The 17,616-nt window shown below is 57.3% G+C and carries 15 protein-coding genes, 1 tRNA gene and 1 pseudogene; all 17 read left to right on the top strand.

The window, feature by feature from the left end; genetic code table 11:
• The 17 genes and pseudogenes from sufB to amrA all read left to right on the top strand — a co-directional run bounded on the left by sufB (nucleotide 1) and on the right by amrA (nucleotide 17,474).
• A complete protein-coding gene (gene sufB / locus HMPREF9081_RS09920) occupies nucleotides 1-1,419 on the top strand; it encodes a Fe-S cluster assembly protein SufB (protein WP_006307143.1) in 1,419 nt (472 codons plus the stop codon).
• Complete coding sequence (locus HMPREF9081_RS09915; RefSeq protein WP_006307142.1) at nucleotides 1,419-2,264, top strand: SufB/SufD family protein; 846 nt, start codon at nucleotides 1,419-1,421, stop codon at nucleotides 2,262-2,264. The genes sufB and HMPREF9081_RS09915 overlap by 1 nt, the downstream gene beginning before the upstream one ends.
• Entirely contained in the window at nucleotides 2,248-3,486 is a 1,239-nt protein-coding gene (locus HMPREF9081_RS09910; RefSeq protein WP_006307141.1) for a cysteine desulfurase, read from the top strand. The genes HMPREF9081_RS09915 and HMPREF9081_RS09910 overlap by 17 nt, the downstream gene beginning before the upstream one ends.
• Nucleotides 3,476-3,928: a Fe-S cluster assembly sulfur transfer protein SufU gene (gene sufU, locus HMPREF9081_RS09905; RefSeq protein WP_006307140.1), complete on the top strand. Its 453-nt coding sequence runs from the start codon at nucleotides 3,476-3,478 to the stop codon at nucleotides 3,926-3,928. Before HMPREF9081_RS09910 ends, sufU begins: the two co-directional genes overlap by 11 nt.
• 144 nt (nucleotides 3,929-4,072) lie before the next feature.
• On the top strand, nucleotides 4,073-5,068 hold the full coding sequence (locus tag HMPREF9081_RS09900; protein ID WP_006307139.1) for an ABC transporter substrate-binding protein: 996 nt from the start codon (nucleotides 4,073-4,075) through the stop codon (nucleotides 5,066-5,068).
• Nucleotides 5,069-5,095: 27 nt separating this feature from the next.
• Nucleotides 5,096-6,091 carry an ABC transporter substrate-binding protein gene (locus HMPREF9081_RS09895; RefSeq protein ID WP_006307138.1) on the top strand — a complete coding sequence of 332 codons (996 nt, stop codon included), beginning with the start codon at nucleotides 5,096-5,098 and terminating at the stop codon, nucleotides 6,089-6,091.
• 15 nt (nucleotides 6,092-6,106) lie between these two features.
• Entirely contained in the window at nucleotides 6,107-6,259 is a 153-nt protein-coding gene (locus HMPREF9081_RS14595) for a hypothetical protein (RefSeq protein ID WP_006307137.1), read from the top strand.
• Nucleotides 6,260-6,323: 64 nt separating this feature from the next.
• Complete coding sequence (locus tag HMPREF9081_RS09890) at nucleotides 6,324-7,205, top strand: ABC transporter permease (RefSeq protein WP_006307136.1); 882 nt, start codon at nucleotides 6,324-6,326, stop codon at nucleotides 7,203-7,205.
• Nucleotides 7,205-7,999 (top strand): ABC transporter ATP-binding protein, encoded by a 795-nt coding sequence (locus HMPREF9081_RS09885; protein WP_040395023.1) that lies wholly within the window; start codon nucleotides 7,205-7,207, stop codon nucleotides 7,997-7,999. Before HMPREF9081_RS09890 ends, HMPREF9081_RS09885 begins: the two co-directional genes overlap by 1 nt.
• A gap of 171 nt (nucleotides 8,000-8,170) precedes the next feature.
• Nucleotides 8,171-8,524: pseudogene (locus HMPREF9081_RS09880) on the top strand (hypothetical protein); the annotation flags it as partial.
• Between the two features lie 78 nt (nucleotides 8,525-8,602).
• Nucleotides 8,603-9,238 (top strand): hypothetical protein, encoded by a 636-nt coding sequence (locus tag HMPREF9081_RS09875; RefSeq protein ID WP_006307133.1) that lies wholly within the window; start codon nucleotides 8,603-8,605, stop codon nucleotides 9,236-9,238.
• 76 nt (nucleotides 9,239-9,314) lie between these two features.
• Nucleotides 9,315-10,502, top strand: coding sequence for a glycoside hydrolase family 3 N-terminal domain-containing protein (locus tag HMPREF9081_RS09870; RefSeq protein WP_040395019.1), 1,188 nt, complete (start codon nucleotides 9,315-9,317; stop codon nucleotides 10,500-10,502).
• A 322-nt stretch (nucleotides 10,503-10,824) separates the two neighbouring features.
• On the top strand, nucleotides 10,825-12,327 hold the full coding sequence (locus HMPREF9081_RS09865) for a TerB N-terminal domain-containing protein (RefSeq protein ID WP_006307131.1): 1,503 nt from the start codon (nucleotides 10,825-10,827) through the stop codon (nucleotides 12,325-12,327).
• On the top strand, nucleotides 12,314-13,645 hold the full coding sequence (locus HMPREF9081_RS09860; RefSeq protein WP_006307130.1) for an ATP-binding protein: 1,332 nt from the start codon (nucleotides 12,314-12,316) through the stop codon (nucleotides 13,643-13,645). Before HMPREF9081_RS09865 ends, HMPREF9081_RS09860 begins: the two co-directional genes overlap by 14 nt.
• On the top strand, nucleotides 13,642-15,897 hold the full coding sequence (locus tag HMPREF9081_RS09855) for a DEAD/DEAH box helicase (protein WP_006307129.1): 2,256 nt from the start codon (nucleotides 13,642-13,644) through the stop codon (nucleotides 15,895-15,897). Before HMPREF9081_RS09860 ends, HMPREF9081_RS09855 begins: the two co-directional genes overlap by 4 nt.
• Before the next feature lie 27 nt (nucleotides 15,898-15,924).
• Nucleotides 15,925-16,009, top strand: a tRNA-Leu gene (locus HMPREF9081_RS09850).
• A 67-nt stretch (nucleotides 16,010-16,076) separates the two neighbouring features.
• A complete protein-coding gene (amrA, locus tag HMPREF9081_RS09845; RefSeq protein WP_006307128.1) occupies nucleotides 16,077-17,474 on the top strand; it encodes an AmmeMemoRadiSam system protein A in 1,398 nt (465 codons plus the stop codon).
• The last annotated feature ends 142 nt before the right edge of the window (nucleotides 17,475-17,616 follow it).

The raw sequence follows: 17,616 nt of genomic DNA, 5'->3' as shown, positions 1-17,616 counted from the left end.
ATGGAGGACTTCACGTCAAGGAAAAAGACGCAGGTCGCCGACATTGAGCGGACGATCTACGATATTACAAATGAGGATCGCTCGGCGTACAAGTCGCAGTCGGGGCTGACAGAGGAGATCATCCGCGACATCTCGGCACGCAAGAACGATCCGGAGTGGATGCTGAATTTTCGTCTGAAATCATTGGATGTTTACCATGCGATGCCAATGCCCGCATGGGGACCGGATCTCTCCGATCTGAATATGGATGAAATTGTGACCTATGTGCGCCCTGATGCAAAGATGGTCGGGGACTGGAACGAGGTGCCCGAGGACATCAAGGATACGTTCGACCGTCTGGGGATTCCCGAGGCGGAGAAGACCTCGCTCGCGGGCGTCGGCGCACAGTATGACTCCGAGGTGGTCTATCACTCGATTCAGGAGTCGCTCGTGGAGCAGGGCGTCGTCTATACGGATATGGAGACGGCATTGCAGGAGTACGGTGACATCGTACAGCAGTACTTCATGACGCTTGTGCCGCCGAAGGCGCATAAATTTGCCGCTCTGCACGGCGCGGTCTGGTCGGGCGGCTCGTTCGTCTACGTGCCCGAGGGGATCAAGGTGGACATCCCATTGCAGTCCTACTTCCGTCTGAATGCGGCGGGGGCAGGACAGTTCGAGCACACGCTCATCATCGTGGAGAAGGGCGCAAGCCTGCATTTCATTGAGGGCTGTTCCGCGCCAAAGTACAATGTGACGAATCTCCATGCGGGCTGCGTCGAGCTGTTCGTGAAGGAGGGCGCGCGTCTGCGCTACTCGACGATCGAGAACTGGTCGCGCAATATGATGAATCTCAACACGAAGCGCGTGAAGGTGGAGAAGGACGGCGCAGTCGAGTGGGTCTCCGGCTCGTTCGGCTCGCACGTTTCGATGCTCTATCCGACAAGTATTCTGCATGGGGAGAACGCGAGCTGTGAGTTCACGGGCATTACGTTCGCTTCGAAGGGGCAGGAGCTGGACACGGGCGCGACGGTGATCTTTGACGCGCCGAATACATCGGCGAATATCAGCACGCGCTCGATCTCGAAGTCGGGCGGTGTTGCGATCTACCGCAGCGGGGTCAAGGTGACGCCGCGCGCGGTCGGGGCAAAGTGCTCGGTCAACTGCGAGTCGCTCATGCTGGACTCGGAGTCGCGCAGTGATACGCTGCCCGTGATGGATGTCGCGTGCGACGCAGTGGATATCGGGCACGAGGCGAAGATCGGGCGCATCAGCGACGAGGCGATCTTCTATCTGATGAGCCGAGGCATTGACGAGGAGGAGGCGCGCGCGATGATTGTGCGCGGCTTTGTCGAGCCGATTGCGAAGGAACTGCCGCTGGAGTACGCAGTCGAGATGAACAATTTGGTCAATATCGAACTAGAAGGAACGATGGGGTGATGGCAATGCAGGACGTATTCAGCCGTATCCCCATGCCGACATGGCGCTGGCTCGGGGTGAATGATCTGCCCGTGCCTGCGGGGCTTGCGGATGCAAAGGATGAAATCAGGCTCTCCGCCGCAGCGGGTGAGCATGCAAAATATACGGTGGAGCTGCGCGAGAATGGAGCGCAGGAGATCTATGTGGATGTCGCGGAGGGCGCAGAGTTTGCACTGACCTATATTCAGTTTGCGCCGGCGGATGTACCTGCAGCGAGCCGCATTCATGCAAATGTGGCGCGCGGAGGACTGTTCTCCTGCACGCTCGTCGAGGCGGGCGCTGCGCATACGGCATCGGAGCTGCGTGTAACGCTCGCGGGTGATGAGGCACGCGCAGATGTCTGGGGGCTGTACTTCGGCGATGAGGCGCGCAAGATCGACCTCAACTATGTAATCCGTCAGGAGGGGCGGCGCACAGATGCAAATATGCAGGTGCGCGGCGCTCTGCTGGACCGCAGCGTCAAGACGTTTCGCGGGACGCTGGACTTCATTCAGGGCGCGCGCGGCTCGGTCGGCAAGGAGGATGAGGAGGTAATGCTTTTCTCGCCCCATGTGCGCAACCGAAGTGTGCCGCTCATGCTCTCGCATGAGGGCGATGTGGACGGGCACCATGCCGTCAGTATCGGTCGTATGGACGCGGAAAAGCTCTTCTATCTGATGAGCCGGGGTCTCGACGACCGTGCAGCGCAGCAGCTGATTGTGGAGGCATCCTTTGAGCCGGTGATGGCACGCATCGAGAGCGAAGAGCTGCGCGCTGAGATCGCCGGCTACCTTGAGAGGAGACTTTTGGGTGGAACGCAGGAATAACGAGTATTTACAGGATTTCCCGATCCTGCAGACGAAGATGAACGGTCGTCCCATCGTCTATCTTGATAACGGTGCCACGACGCAGAAACCGGAGGCGGTCATCAAGGCGGTCGCCGACTACTGCACCTACTGCAATGCGAATCCGCATCGGGGGGCGTACGAGCTTTCTGTAAAGGCGACGGATATCTATGAGACGGCGCGTGTACGGACGCAGCAGTTCATCGGCGCGGCGCGTCCCGAGGAGATCATCTTCACGAAGAATGCGACGGAGGCACTGAACCTCGTCGCGTACAGCTATGGGCGTGCGAATATCCGCGAGGGCGATGAGATCGTCATCACGATCTCGGAGCATCACAGCGACATCGTGCCGTGGCAGTTCGTTGCAAAGGCGCGCGGTGCGGTGCTGAAGTACATCTACCTTGCGGAGGACGGGAACCTCTCGGCGGCGGATATCGCGGAGAAGATCACGGAAAAGACGAAGATTGTCGCCGTGACACATGTATCGAATGTGCTCGGTCTCGTCAACGATGTACGTACGATTGCCGACCGCGCCCATGCGGTCGGGGCGGTCATCGTCGTGGACGGCTCGCAGAGCGTGCCGCACATTGCGGTGGATGTGCAGGCGATGGACGCGGACTTCTTCGCATTCTCGGGACACAAGATGCTTTCGCCGATGGGGATCGGTGTCCTCTACGGCAAATATGACATACTCGATGCGATGCCGCCGTTCCTCTTCGGCGGGGATATGATCGACTATGTGGGCGAGCAGGAAACAACGTATGCCGAACTTCCCGCGAAGTTCGAGGCGGGCACGCAGAACGTCAGCGGTGCGTCGGGGCTGATTGCGGCGATTGACTATCTTGAAAAGGTGGGATTTGACCGCATCGAGCGAATTGAGCGGGATCTCCTCTCGTATGCGCTGCCGAAGCTGCGTGAACTGCCGTTTGTGGAGCTTTACGGCTGTGACACGACGCGCGATAACAAGACGGGCATCATCACGTTCAATGTGAAGGATGTTCACCCACATGACGTTGCGACAATTCTCGACAGCCACGGTGTTGCAATCCGCGCAGGGCACCACTGTGCGCAGCCGCTCATGCGTTATCTCGGACAGAATGCGACGTGCCGCGCGAGCTTCTATCTCTACAACACGCACGAGGATGTCGACCAGTTTATCGCGGCTCTGAAAAAGGTACGGGGGGTACTCGGCTATGGCGACTGAGACAGCGGCGCTCGGCGATCTCTATACGGAGGTCATCGGCGAGCACAGCCGCTCGCCGGAGAACAAGGGAGCGCTCGCGTCGGCAACGGTACGCGAGCGCGGGCATAATCCGAGCTGCGGCGATGAGATCACGCTCGAGCTTGAGATCGCGGACGGCATCATCAAAGACGGCGCCTTTACAGGTGTCGGATGCGCGATCTCGCAGGCGAGCACGGATATCATGATCGACCTGATGCGTGGTAAGACGGTCGAGGAGGCACATCGCCTTGCGCAGCTCTTCACCGCGATGATCAAGCGTGAGGTGACGGATGATGCTGCACTTGAGGAACTGGATGAGGCAGTGGCACTGAAGAATATCTCAAATATGCCGGCGCGCGTAAAATGTGCGGTGCTCGCATGGCATACGCTCGAGGATCTCTTAAAAGAAGGACAAACGTCATAAACTGTGGGACTGCTTTGGGAAGTTTTCGTTTCTCAGAGCAGTCCCTTCACATTTTTCATTGTATGAATACTAGCTTTTTTGATGATGTCCATGTATAATAAATCAGTATTGTAAAAATGAAACAATAGTAAAGGTGGGATCTCGATGCGGATGACAACGGCAATGAAAGGCATCGCTCTTGGCATCGCAGTGCTCGGGCTCGGCATGATGGCGGGCTGCGGCGGCGACCGACAGGCAGGTGGTGAGAAGTCCTATAAGATCGGCATTGTCCAGCTCGTGGAGCACAATGCGCTCGATGCGGCGAATCGCGGGTTCGTGGATGGACTCAAGGCGCGCGGCTACGAGGAGGGCAAGAATCTCACGATCGACCGCCAGAACGCGCAGGCGGATCAGTCGAACCTGCAGAACATCGCGCAGCGGTTCGTCAGTGACAAGGTGGATCTCATCTGTGCGATCGCGACGCCGGCGGCGCAGTCGGTGGCGAACGCGACGAAGGACATTCCCGTTGTCGGCACGGCAATTACGGACTATGTGAGCGCGAAGCTGGCGCAGTCAAACGAGAAGCCGGGCGGCAATATCACCGGAACGAGCGACCTCAACCCGATCAAGGAACAGATCGATCTGCTCATCAAGCTCTATCCAAACGCGAAGACCATTGGTACGATCTACTCCTCGAGCGAGGTCAACTCCGAGATCCAGATCAAGGCGATGACGGAGTACGCCGAGTCAAAGGGGCTCAAGGTGCGAGCGGCTACCGTTTCAACGGTGAACGATATCCCGCAGGCGGCGCAGAGTCTCGTCAATGATGTGGACGTATTCTATGAGCCGACGGACAATGTCATCTCATCCTCGATCCCGACGCTTGTGGGCGTGACGGACGCGGCGGGGAAGGCGGTCATCTGCGCCGAGCCGTTTATGGTGACGGGCGGCTGCCTTGCGACCTACGGCATTGACTACTATAAGCTCGGTGTTCAGACCGGCGATATGGCGGCAGACATCCTCGAGGGGAAGAAGAAGCCTGCGGATATGCCGATCGAGACAGCGCGCGACCTGACGCTTGTCATCAGCAAGAGCAACGCGGCAAAGCTCGGACTGACGATTCCGGAGGATGTGCTGAAAGATGCAACTCTGGTGGACTAATGTGGACATAGAAAAGGTGGGGATTCGATGCGGATGACAAAATTCGTAAAATGTGTCGCTCTTGGCATCGCTGCCCTCGGAGTTTTGGCGGCAGCAGGATGCGGCGAGCAGGCGGCGAAGGGGGACAACAAGACCTACAAGGTCGGGATTGTTCAGCTCGTGGAGCACAGCTCACTCGATGATGCGAATCGTGGGTTCGTGGACGGTCTCAAGGCACGCGGCTATGAGGAGGGGAAAAACCTCACAATCGACCGCCAGAATGCACAGGCGGATCAGTCGAACCTCCAGAATATTGTACAGCGATTTATCAGCGACAAGGTGGATCTCATCTGTGCGATTGCAACGCCTGCAGTGCAGTCGGCAGCGAACGCGACGAAGGATATCCCCATCGTCGGTACGGCGGTGACGGACTATGTGAGTGCGAAGGTGGTAAAGTCGAACGAAGCGCCGGGCGGCAATGTCACGGGTACAAGTGACCTCACGCCGATTGCCGAGCAGATTGACCTTCTTCGGAAGCTCTACCCGAATGCCAAGACGATCGGCACGATCTACTCCTCCAGTGAGGTCAACTCCGAGATTCAGGTCAAGGCGATGAAGGAATACGCCGAGTCGAAGGGGCTGACCGTGCGCGTTGCGACCATTTCGACGGTCAACGATATCCAGCAGGCGGCGCAGAGTATCATCAATGATGTGGATGTGTTCTATGAACCGACAGACAATGTAATCGCATCGGCGATGCCGACGCTTACGAGCGTCACAGATCCGGCGGGCAAAGGTGTGATCTGCGGCTATGTCGGCGGCGTCACGGCGGGTGCTCTTGCGACCAAGGGGATTGACTACTACAAGCTCGGTGTCCAGACGGGCGATATGGCGGCAGACATTCTCGAGGGCAAGGCGAAGCCTGCCGATATGAAGATCGAAACGGCGCACGATCTTGTGGTCGTAATCAACAAGAAGAATGCGGAGAAAATCGGTCTAACGATTCCTGCCGATGTCATGGACGGCGCGACGATTGTGCCGTAAGGAATCGCTGATAAAATGAAGTCCGTCAATTGGCGTAGATTTTTTCGTCCGAACAAGGAGGCAAACCGGACGCATAGCAGGGGCTATGTGGAGGATTTGCCGACACAGTACGGGCAAAAAAGATGCGTCAAGATGGCGTGGCTGAATTTATCAGTGCTTCCTAAGTAAGACGAACACAGCGGAGCGGGCACGCAGCGTGTCCGCTTTTTTTCTGAAACTAGGGAGTGACGTTATGGATCTCGTCGTTGCGACGGCGGCACAGGGAGTTCTTTGGGGACTCTATGCGCTTGGCGTCTATCTGACCTATCGCGTTTTGGACATTGCCGATCTGACGGTCGAGGGCAGTTTTCCTCTTGGTGCCGCCGTTTCCGCCGCGATGCTCATAGCAGGCTATACGCCGCTGACGGCGATCTTCGCTGCCTGCGTGGCGGGCTGCATCTCGGGGGTTATCACGGGCTTTTTTTGCACAAAACTCAAGATTCCCGCGCTGCTGGCAGGAATTTTGACGATGATCGGTCTCTACTCCATCAATCTGCGCGTCATGGGCAAGGCAAATCTGCCGCTCCTGCAGCAGGAGACGCTCTTTACCGAGTGGAATCTCTGGGGGCTCGACACGGCGACGAACATCCTGCTCATCGGTACGGTCGTTGTTGTGCTTGCGATTCTGCTCACGTATTGGTTCTTTGGCACGGAACTGGGCACTGCCATCCGTGCGACGGGCGCGAATCCGCACATGATCCGCGCGAACGGTGTCAATACGGATGTGATGATCGTGCTCGGTCTGCTCCTTTCGAACGGCATGGTCGCGATCTGCGGTGCGCTCGTGGCGCAGAGCAACGGCTTTGCGGATGTCGGCATGGGCACGGGTACGATTGTCATCGGTCTCGCCTCCGTCATCATCGGCGAGGTGCTGTTCGGCACGCGCAGCTTTAAGAACTGGCTGATCTCCGTCGTGCTCGGCTCCGTCGTCTACCGTGCGGTCATCGCAATCGTACTGCAGCTCGGCATGCCGCCGAATGACCTCAAACTCTTTACGGCAATCCTTGTTGCCATCGCGCTCTCACTGCCACTCATCCAGTCGAAATACCACGCGATGAAGAAGGGGGCAGAGTGATGCTGCGCATTGAGGACATCAAAAAGACATTCAATCCCGGCACGATTACGGAGAAAAAGGCGCTCACCGGCATTACGCTTCACCTGAATCCCGGTGATTTCGTGACCGTCATTGGCGGCAACGGCGCGGGCAAGTCCACGCTGATGAACGCGATTGCAGGCGCGATCTCCGTGGATACGGGGAAGATCTCGATTGCGGGCGAGGACATTACGAAGTGGCCGGAGCACCGCCGGGCGAAGTTCATTGGGCGCGTCTTCCAAGACCCGATGATGGGGACGGCGGCGCGCATGATGATTGAGGAGAACCTTGCGATCGCAGCGCGTCGGGGGCAGACGCCGACGCTGCGCTGGGGCTCGACGGGCGAGATGCGCGATGTGTTCCGTGAAAAGCTCGCACGTCTCAAGCTCGGTCTTGAGGAGCGCCTCTCCTCCCGTGTGGGGCTGCTCTCGGGTGGTCAGCGGCAGGCACTGACACTCCTCATGGCGACGCTCGTGAAGCCGAATCTCCTGCTCCTCGATGAGCATACGGCGGCGCTCGATCCGAAGACGGCGGCGAAGGTGCTTGAGCTGACGCAGCAGATTGTCGAGGAGGATCAGCTCACAACGCTCATGATCACCCACAACATGAAAGATGCACTGCGCTACGGCAACCGCCTCATTATGCTGCACGAGGGACGCATCCTCTTCGATGTGCCGCAGGAGAAAAAGCAGGGGCTCACAACGCGCGACCTTCTCTCGATGTTCGAGCAGGCAGCGGGCAGCGAACTCGCGAATGACAGTCTTCTTCTAAGCTGATTGAGCAATGGCTTTGTGAGAGACAGGAACGCTTGGATCGAGCAAGGAAATCCGGTAAAATACATCCTTGCGATTCGCTTACACTATCTTACCTTGATGATTTGCTACGAAAATATGATATAAGGAATCGCTGATAAAATGAAGTCCATCCGATTGGCATAGATTTTTTCGTTCGTTTGCGAGACTCCGGAGCAGATGAATTACAAAGAACTTGCCAAACGAGCCGATTACTTTAAGGCAGAAGCAGAGGGGGTAAATGCCATGTGCGAACTGATGGAAAAATTCGGAGAGAAGAAAATGGAAGAGGGGCGTATGGAGGGGCGTGAGGCAGGACTTATTGAGGGGCGTGCTGAAGGCCGTGTTGAGGGGCGCATGGAAGGTCGTGTCGAAGGTCGTATCGAGTCGGCTCGCCGGACGGCGACGGCATTGCTCGCTTTGGGAAAACTCACGCTTTCCCAGATTGCGGAAGCAACACAGCTATCGCAGGAAGAGGTCGAACGACTGGCGGGAACGACTGGGGCATAAGGAGAGAAAATGGTGCTCTGTATGTTGAGTCGCTAAGGAAGCACTGATAAAATGAAGTCCGTATAGGAGGGAACAGAAATGAAGTTCTTACGCCCGGCTGCCTGTATATTGGCAGTCATGCTCGTTTTCCCGCTCACCGGCTGCAAAGTCGTCTCTAAGATTTTCAATGCTGCCAAGAAAGAAGTGGCACAAGAGGTTGTGGAAGAGGGAGTAAAACATGCCGCCGGAGCCGCCGTCGGCGACAATCAAGCAAAATCCTCCCGCAGCGCTGCACCATCTGCGGGCAAAAGCAACCTTGCCAAGGCCGGTGGAGCAATGGTCGCAGGCGGCGCGGCAGCCGGAGTCGCTGCCGCCAGTGAAGCGGCAAATTCTAATCAAGGAACCAAGGAGGCTGTCAACACCTTGGTGGGCTATTATCATAACATCGCTGCCGGCAAAATGTCGGCGGCCTATAACTCCCTGACATGGGAGATGCAGAACCAGCTGGGGACTTACGAATCTTTCTCACAGAGTTATAACACCACCGTTTCCAATGACGTGAGCAATATAAAGATTATTTCCGAAACGCCTTCCCAAGTAGTTCTAAGCTATCAGCTGAACTCTCAAGACAAGATCAACGGGCGCATTTCGAATCAAGTTTTTTTAGGCAAGGCTACCTTGTCTAAGAGCGAAGGTCGTTGGCTGATCGGGGAATTCGAAGTGAAAGTGAAGTAGTGATAGAGTGTGTCGAGAAGGCAGCGCTGATAAATTCAGCGCTGCCTTAGCTTTCCAGATGTATATGGGAGTTTTTATGAGAAAAAAATATAAAATTGCTGTAGGCTTATTGGGGGCAGTCGTTTTTTTGCTGGCTATACTGGGCGGTTCGCTATATGTCTTGAAAGCAAATGTAATCAATCATAAACCTGCGATGGAGAGGGGGAGAGATGCACAGCACGATGGGCGTCAACTTACAGTGGACGAACAAGTGGAGGAGATTCTGTCCGACATGTCCATCACAGAGAGAATCGGACAGATGGTGATGGTCGGTGTTCCGGGGAAGGCGTTTGATAATGACTCACGCTATGTTCTGGGACAATTCCACTACGGCGGAATCATTCTCTTTGATCGGAATTTGGAATCAAAGGATCAGACCAAGAAGCTTATCGCGGATCTTCAATCGGGTGCAAATGAAAAACTGCCTCTCTTTATCGCCATTGATGAGGAAGGTGGGGCAGTGGTGCGGGGGGAAAGCTTTATCCCTGCCCCACCTGCGGCGGAAGACGTCGGGAAGGAAAGCCCGGAGTTTGCCGAAGGGCTTGCTGTCTCCTTGGCTGAGGAGTTGATGTCCTTGGGGATCAACGTGAATTTTGCTCCTGTTGCTGATGTGGGAGCATCGGAGGGGCGATCTTACAGCACAGATCCCTATGAAGTCCTTGCTTTTATCAAATCCATAGGGAATGGGTATCATTCCGCAGGGATTATCTATGCCCTGAAACATTTTCCAGGCATAGGCAGGGGAACTGTGGATTCTCACAAAGAAATTTCCTCGATAGAAGCCAGTGAAGAAGAACTGCAAAAAGCGGACATCATGCCCTTTAGAGAAATGATCCATAACACGGGCAAGGGAAAAGATCTCGATTATATGGTCATGGTGGGACATCTCAAATATCCTGCCTTTGATGCAGAAAATGCTGCCAGCCTGTCGCGTACCATCATTACCGATCTCCTGCGAAATGATTTGGGCTATCAAGGTATTGTCATTACGGATGATCTGGAAATGGGCGCGGTAGCGAATCATCTCACATTCCGCGAAGCGGGATTGAAAGCGGTTCAAGCTGGCGCGGATATCGTGTTGGTCTGTCACGAACTTGCGCATGCTGAAGATGCTTATATGGGGATATACAACGCTTTGCAGAATGGACAAATCAGTGAAGAAAGAATCAACGAATCGGTAAGAAGGATCATAAAAGCAAAACTGACGCATGGCCTGACCCCGTAAATAACAGAAAAATACAATCCAATATAATCGAACATTAACGCCGTTCACAAGACGTTCTAAAACCACTCCGTTATATTATCCATGAAAGCGAGAGAACAAGAGCGCGAATGTGCTCGAAACTCTATGACTTTCGGTGCGTATTCTGCGGCCTTCCCTTCCGCGGAATTCACATACATTCCCTACATTTCTTTCTCTCTATCGAAAATACGCCTCCTGCTGCCCGGCAGGAGGCGTATTTTCTTGTACATTTCGTACGCTTGCTATTTTCGCGATTCGTAGTAAAATAGGGAAAGTAAATCGAACAGACAGACGGAGGTGTGTGATGGGGAACGGATGGGCGGCAGAGATCTTGCGGCGCTTAGCAGCACATCTTTATCGCGATGAAGCAATTCCGAAGGCTCCCACGCCGACGCCAAAGCAACCGACACCGAAGCTGCTGCGAGCTATGCGCTCACTCGTCACGACATCACATGACTCTTGGCAGTCGCGTGCGGAACTTTTTCTGAAACAAGCGCGGCTGATGGTGAACTATGAGGATGACTATGTTTATAAAGGCGTGGTCAATCAATATTTTCCGACGTATGATTCGCTCTCGAATGCACAGCTGCGCGGCTACTTCACATGGCGAACGGCTCTGCGGCGCGGAATTGTAGAAAAGAAGGGGATGTCATACGCATCCCTCTACGTCTACGAACTGCTGCATCTCATCGGATGCAGGGACGCGCAGGATGCCTATGAGAAGCTGCACGCATTCTGCGAGAGCTATCGTGTGCTTGACCCGCAGATTGGACGCTATATCGCGGAGTGGGAAGACGAGTTCGTTATCTACTATGGGCTTGATCCCAAGTTGATGACATGGCGCGGGGATGCGCTTGCGCGTCAGAAACAGGATGAAGCGATCGATGTGATGCTTCATCGCGCGGAGCATACGGCGGCGGAAGTCATGGCAGCGGTCTGTGTGCTCTCCTCCTATCGGCTTGAGCGGTCGAAGCTCTACCGTGCGCATACAGATGAGGTGAATGCGGTCACGCTTCGCGTACTCGATCGCGTGACGGAATACTACGAGAAACACCGTCAAATCAGCGCGTTTGCCGATCTCATTGCCGTGGAGCAGACCGTTCCCATGCGCCTCTTTTCATCGGCGGTATTTCAGCCGCCCAAGGAGGAGCCGGATCGTGTCTATGAGATTCATCCGCTGCGCCGCTACGAGTGCGTGAGCGGCTATTGGGCGCTGCACTCGTATGAGCGTGCAGACCGTGCTCCTCAACGTCTCGGGGCAATCCTGCGCGGGATTGATGCCGCATTGCGTGCACGTTTTGATCTTGCGGCGATTCAGCCGCCGAAGCTGAAGAAGTGGCAGGAGAAAATCATACAAGAGGAGATCGAAACCTTTTTTAGGGAGCAGAAAGCGGCAGAAGCGCGGCGCGTGCGGCTGGACTTTTCGAAGCTTGCACGGATTCGTGCGGATGCCGATGTAACGCAGGAGCGGCTGGTTGTGGAGGAGGGAGAGGAACTGATATTGCCCGTCTCTGCGGCAGAGCCCTCTGTTCCTCCCGCACCCGCTGATGAGAGGCTTGTTGATGAGGGAGCAGACGTATCCGAGGTTTTGGATGCGGTGGAGCTGCGGCTTCTGCGTGCACTCCTCGCCGCTGAAAGCATCGTATGGGTGCGCTCAGAGGGGCATATGCTCTCTGTCCTCGTCGACGGAATCAACGAAAAACTGTATGATGACTTCGAGGACACGGTGATCGAGGGCGATCCGCCCGCCGTTGTTCCCGATTATCGGGACGAACTAATAGAAAGGTATCTGCATGGCAGCGAATGAACCGAAGAAAATTCCGCGCCGCATTGCGCAGACGCTCGTAAATGCGCTCAAGGGCGGTGTTGTGCCGCGCATCGGTCTCCCATATATTACCGTCGGGCGGCGCAGCGAGATCGAGGCGCTGCTCTCCGATGTGGAGATGATCGAGGGCGGCGGGGCATCCTTCCGCTTCATTGTCGGACGCTACGGCAGCGGCAAGAGCTTCCTGCTGCAGACGATCCGCAGCTATGTTATGGCGAAGAACTTCGTCGTCGTGGACGCCGACCTCTCGCCCGAACGCCGCCTGCAGGGGACGCGCGGGCAGGGGCTTGCGACATATCGTGAGCTCATCCGCAATATGGCGACAAAGACGACGCCCGAGGGCGGTGCACTGACGCTCATCCTCGATCGCTGGATCAGCCGTGTGCAGCAGGAGATCGTGACGGAGGACGGCATCGCGCCGGAGCATCCCGATTTTCCCGCTGCCGTCGATCGGCGCATTGCCGCGATTATCTATGGGCTGAACGATCTCGTGCACGGCTTTGATTTTACGCGTCTGCTGACCCTCTACTACCATGCCTACCGCGACGGCGATGATGAAAAGCGGGCGCAGATCGCGCGCTGGTTCCGCGGGGAGTATACGACGAAGACCGAGGCGCGGCATGATCTCGGCGTGAACATCATCATCACGGACGACGACTGGTACGAGTATCTGAAACTCTTCGCCGCGTTCCTGCGGCAGGCAGGCTATGCGGGCATGCTCATCCTCATCGACGAGCTGGTGAACATCTACAAGATCCCGCACGCGGTCACGCGCCAGTACAACTACGAGAAGATCCTCACGATGTATAACGATGCGATGCAGGGGCGCGCGCAGTACCTCGGCATGATCCTCTGCGGCACGCCCGCGTGTATGGAGGATACACGGCGCGGCGTCTACAGCTACGAGGCTCTGCGCTCTCGCCTCGCCGAGGGGCGCTTTGCGGGGGCGCACCGCGACCTGCTCTCGCCCGTGATACGGCTCTCACCGCTCACGCATGAGGAAATGCTTGTGCTGATCGAAAAACTGGCTGCGATTCATGCGGACCTTTACGGATACGCGCAGATTGTCACGCAGGATGATCTTGCGGACTTCATCCGCATCGAGTTTGGGCGCATCGGTGCGGATACACACATCACGCCGCGCGAGGTCATCCGCGACTTCATTCAGGTGCTCGACATTATCTACCAGAACCCGACATTAAAACTCGCTGATCTGCTCGGCTCGGATGAATTTTCCTACGCGCAAAATGAGGTGGAGGGGGCGGAGATCAGCGCGCAGTTCGCGGAGTTCGAGCTATGAGCGTATTCGACCGCTATGCACCCTTTGTGCGCGACTATATATACGGGCAGGAGTGGCAGAGTCTGCGCGGCATCCAGATTGCGGCGGCGGAGGCGATCTTTGGGACGGACGATCATGTGCTCCTGACGGCATCGACCGCATCCGGCAAGACCGAGGCGGCGTTTTTTCCGATTATCACGCTCTTTCACGAGAACCCGCCGACCTCCGTCGGCTGTATCTACATTGGACCTCTGAAAGCCCTCATCAACGATCAGTTCGAGCGTCTGACAGAGCTTTGCCACAGGGCGGACATCCCCGTTTGGCACTGGCACGGGGATGTGGGGCAGACGCATAAGGCGCGGTTGATGAAGCGACCGTCGGGCATCCTGCAGATCACGCCGGAGTCGCTTGAGGCGCTGCTCCTGCATCGTCACATGGCGATCCCAAGGCTCTTTGGCGATCTGCGCTTCGTCGTGATTGACGAGCTGCATTCGCTCCTGCGCGGGGACCGCGGCGGGCAGACGCTCTGTCTGATCGAACGCCTCTCACGCATTGCGGGCGTGCAGCCGCGCCGCATCGGACTCTCGGCGACCATCGGCGATGCGCGGCGTGCGGGGGATTTCCTTGCGGCGGGGACGGGGCGCAGGACGCTTGTGCCGCAGATCGAGGCAAAGGGGAGCAGATGGCGGCTTTCCCTTGAGCATTTCTATGTGCGCGACACGCAGGCGGGGGAGGGGCGCGATGACCTTGCGGTGGAGAATGTCATCGGCGCGCCGACGGATACGCCGCCGGAACATGCAGACCCCGGGCTTGGCTATATCTTTGCCCATACACGCGGGAAGAAATGCCTGATCTTCGTCAACTCGCGCGAGGAGTGCGAGGCGGTGACGACAACCCTGCGCTCCTATTGCGAGAAACAGCATGAGCCCGACCGCTTCCTCATCCATCACGGAAATCTCTCCGCCGCATTCCGCGAGACGGCAGAGGTGCGCATGAAGGACGAAGACAGCCTCTTTACAACGTGCACGACGGCGACACTCGAACTTGGCATCGACATCGGGCGTCTTGAGCGTGCCTTTCAGATCGATGCGCCGTGGACGGTCTCGTCGTTCCTTCAGCGCATGGGACGGACGGGGCGGCGCGGACAGCCGCAGGAAATGCACTTCGTCGTGCGCGAGGACGCGCCCGAGGCGCGTGCCCTCCTGCCTGCGACAATTCCGTGGAAACTGCTGCAGGGAATTGCCCTCATCCAGCTCTATCTTGAGGAACGCTGGGTTGAGCCGCCGCGCCTTGACCGCCTGCCGTTCAGTCTGCTCTACCATCAGACCATGAGCGTCGCCGCATCCTGCGGGGAACTGTCCCCGCGTGCGCTTGCGGATCGTGTGCTCTCCCTGCACGTCTTTCATCGCATTACACAGGAGGACTACCGAATCCTCCTGCGGCATCTGATTGCACAGGAACATTTGCAGACGACGGAGCGCGGCGGGCTCATCGTCGGGCTTGCGGGGGAGCGCATCGTGCAGTCCTTCCGCTTCTACGGCGTGTTTCAGGAGAACGAGGAGTACACCGTTCGCAGCGCGTCGCAGGAGATCGGAACGATTGTCACGCCACCGCCCGTCGGGGAGAAAATCGCCATCGCGGGGCATGTCTGGCGCGTCCTCGAGGTTGACCGTAAGCGTCACCTCGTCTACTGCGAGATGGTGAAGGGGAATGTGCCCGCCTACTTCGGCGAGTGCCCCGGCGATATCCACACGCGTATCCTGCGCCGTATGCGGCAGGTCTTGCGCGAGGAACTGATCCCACCCTATCTGCTGAAAAATGCTGTGGCACGCCTCACGCAGGCGCGCGATACGGCGCGGCACTCACGCGCGGCGGAGGATGTGCTCATCCCGCTCGGCGGCGAGATGTACGCGCTTCTGCCGTGGCTCGGCAGCTATGCCTTTCTCGCGCTTGAGCGGTTTCTTCGGATTCGCTGCGGCGCGCGTCTCGGACTGCGCGGCTTTGCGTCGATGCGCCCGTACTTTATGCAGTTCACGATGAAGGTGTCGTCCGCAGAGTTCTTTTACATTCTCGCGGAGGAAGCGGCTGAGAAACTCGATGCGATGGAACTGCTCTATCCCGATGAGGTGCCGATCTTTGACAAATACGATGAATTTCTCCCGACAGAGCTTGTGCGGCGCGGATTCGCGTATGGTGTTCTGGATGTGAAGCAGATGCGTGCGGCGGTGCTCGCGTGGTCAAATGCACGGATTGACAGCCCCGCGTCGTCATGATAGAATACGCTTGCTGAGTTTTCACATGCGGATGTGGCGGAACTGGCAGACGCGCTGGACTTAGGATCCAGTGCCGCAAGGCGTATGGGTTCGACCCCCTTCATCCGCACCATCTTGGTATATTTTTATAGATCCGACTGTTTTGCAGTCGGCTTTTTTTCTATGAGGGAGTGAGCATTATGTCCATCCTTGCCGCCTATGCCGTTCCGCATCCGCCGCTCATCATTCCAACCATCGGGCAGGGACGGGAGGGGGAGATTGCCGCGACCGTTCGAGCGTATCACGAGACGATGCGCGCGGCGGCGGAGATGCGCCCCGATACGGTCGTCATCATCAGCCCACACGCGACGGCGTACGATGATTTCTTTCACATCTCGCCGGGTGCGGGCGCGGAGGGGAACTTCGCCGCGTTCGGGCATCCTGAGATATCCATCGGGATTGAATACGACGAGGAATTTGTACGCGCGCTCTCCTCTACTGCGTCAGAGAAGAACATTCCTGCGGGGACGCTCGGGGAGAAAAATCCGGCACTCGATCACGGCACAATGATCCCGCTCTTCTTCCTGAGTGAATACCTCGGCGATGCGCCGACCAAATTCGTCCGCATCGGCATCGCGGGACTGCCCGCGCATACACATGCCCTGCTCGGTCAGGCGATTGCGGCGGCGGCGGAGCGGCTCGGACGTCGGACGATCTGCATCGCAAGCGGAGATCTTTCGCATCGACTCATGGAGGGCGGTGCAAACGGCTTTGCGCCCGAGGGCGCGGAGTTCGATGAACTCTGCACAGCATTCATGAAGACGGGCGACTTCCTGTCGCTCTTGCAGATTCCCGGCAGCTTTGCCGAGGCGGCGGGACACTGCGGGCTGAACGGGCTGTGGGTGCTTGCGGGTGCGCTTGACCGCGCGGCGACGGATGCGAAGCTGCACAGCTATGAGGCTCCGTTCGGTGTGGGCTATGCCGTCGCGTCCTTTACCGTGACGGGGCGGGATGCGGGGACCGACTACGCGGCACGGCTCGTTCGTGCGGAGGATGCGGCGATTGCCGAACTGCGCGCGGCGGAGGATGACTACGTGCGGCTTGCGCGTATGAGTATAGAGCACTTTGTACGAACGCATTCATTCGCATCGCTGCCCTCTGATCTGCCGCAGGAACTCATCGAAAAACGTGCGGGGGCATTTGTCTCGATCAAGAAATACGGAAAGCTGCGCGGATGCATCGGGACGTTCTTGCCCGCGCAGAAAACGCTCGCCGAGGAGATTTTCTACAATGCTGTCTCAGCGGCGGCGCATGACGGACGCTTTGAGCCGATTGAGGAGCACGAGCTGAACCGCCTCGTCTACTCGGTGGACGTGCTGAGTATGCCCGAGCCAATCGAATCGGCGGCACAGCTCAATCCGAAAATCTACGGGGTGATCGTGAAGAGCCTGACGGACAATCGGCGCGGGCTGCTGCTGCCCGATCTTGCGGGAATCGATACGGCAGAGGACCAGATTGCCATCGCGCGTGAGAAGGCGCGCATTCAGCCGAAGGAGGCGATTGCACTCGCGCGATTTACGGTGGAGCGCCATACATGACACAGAAGAAAGGGCTGTTGCACGAAGTTTTCCAGCTTCGTGCAACAGCCCTTGTCATTATGTCAGCGGTATCGCTACAAGCGCCCCTTCCACCGCTTACGCGGTCCCCCTCCCCCGTGGTCGCACGGGGGAGGCTGGGATT

The organism is Centipeda periodontii DSM 2778 (assembly GCF_000213975.1).
Taxonomy (GTDB): domain Bacteria; phylum Bacillota; class Negativicutes; order Selenomonadales; family Selenomonadaceae; genus Centipeda; species Centipeda periodontii.
The sequence above is the reverse complement of the archived record's forward strand: the minus strand, read 5'-3'. Positions and strand labels throughout refer to the sequence as shown.

What these genes read in the sequence shown, in the direction of transcription:
- HMPREF9081_RS09890 (WP_006307136.1), top strand. Translation starts at nt 6,324, where the DNA reads ATGGATCTCGTCGTTGCGACGGCGGCACAGGGAGTTCTTTGGGGACTC.
- HMPREF9081_RS09865 (WP_006307131.1), top strand. Translation starts at nt 10,825, where the DNA reads ATGGGGAACGGATGGGCGGCAGAGATCTTGCGGCGCTTAGCAGCACAT.
- HMPREF9081_RS09915 (WP_006307142.1), top strand. Translation starts at nt 1,419, where the DNA reads ATGGCAATGCAGGACGTATTCAGCCGTATCCCCATGCCGACATGGCGC.
- sufU (WP_006307140.1), top strand. Translation starts at nt 3,476, where the DNA reads ATGGCGACTGAGACAGCGGCGCTCGGCGATCTCTATACGGAGGTCATC.
- HMPREF9081_RS09870 (WP_040395019.1), top strand. Translation starts at nt 9,315, where the DNA reads ATGAGAAAAAAATATAAAATTGCTGTAGGCTTATTGGGGGCAGTCGTT.
- HMPREF9081_RS09885 (WP_040395023.1), top strand. Translation starts at nt 7,205, where the DNA reads ATGCTGCGCATTGAGGACATCAAAAAGACATTCAATCCCGGCACGATT.
- HMPREF9081_RS09860 (WP_006307130.1), top strand. Translation starts at nt 12,314, where the DNA reads ATGGCAGCGAATGAACCGAAGAAAATTCCGCGCCGCATTGCGCAGACG.
- amrA (WP_006307128.1), top strand. Translation starts at nt 16,077, where the DNA reads ATGTCCATCCTTGCCGCCTATGCCGTTCCGCATCCGCCGCTCATCATT.
- HMPREF9081_RS14595 (WP_006307137.1), top strand. Translation starts at nt 6,107, where the DNA reads ATGAAGTCCGTCAATTGGCGTAGATTTTTTCGTCCGAACAAGGAGGCA.
- HMPREF9081_RS09855 (WP_006307129.1), top strand. Translation starts at nt 13,642, where the DNA reads ATGAGCGTATTCGACCGCTATGCACCCTTTGTGCGCGACTATATATAC.
- HMPREF9081_RS09875 (WP_006307133.1), top strand. Translation starts at nt 8,603, where the DNA reads ATGAAGTTCTTACGCCCGGCTGCCTGTATATTGGCAGTCATGCTCGTT.
- sufB (WP_006307143.1), top strand. Translation starts at nt 1, where the DNA reads ATGGAGGACTTCACGTCAAGGAAAAAGACGCAGGTCGCCGACATTGAG.
- HMPREF9081_RS09895 (WP_006307138.1), top strand. Translation starts at nt 5,096, where the DNA reads ATGCGGATGACAAAATTCGTAAAATGTGTCGCTCTTGGCATCGCTGCC.
- HMPREF9081_RS09900 (WP_006307139.1), top strand. Translation starts at nt 4,073, where the DNA reads ATGCGGATGACAACGGCAATGAAAGGCATCGCTCTTGGCATCGCAGTG.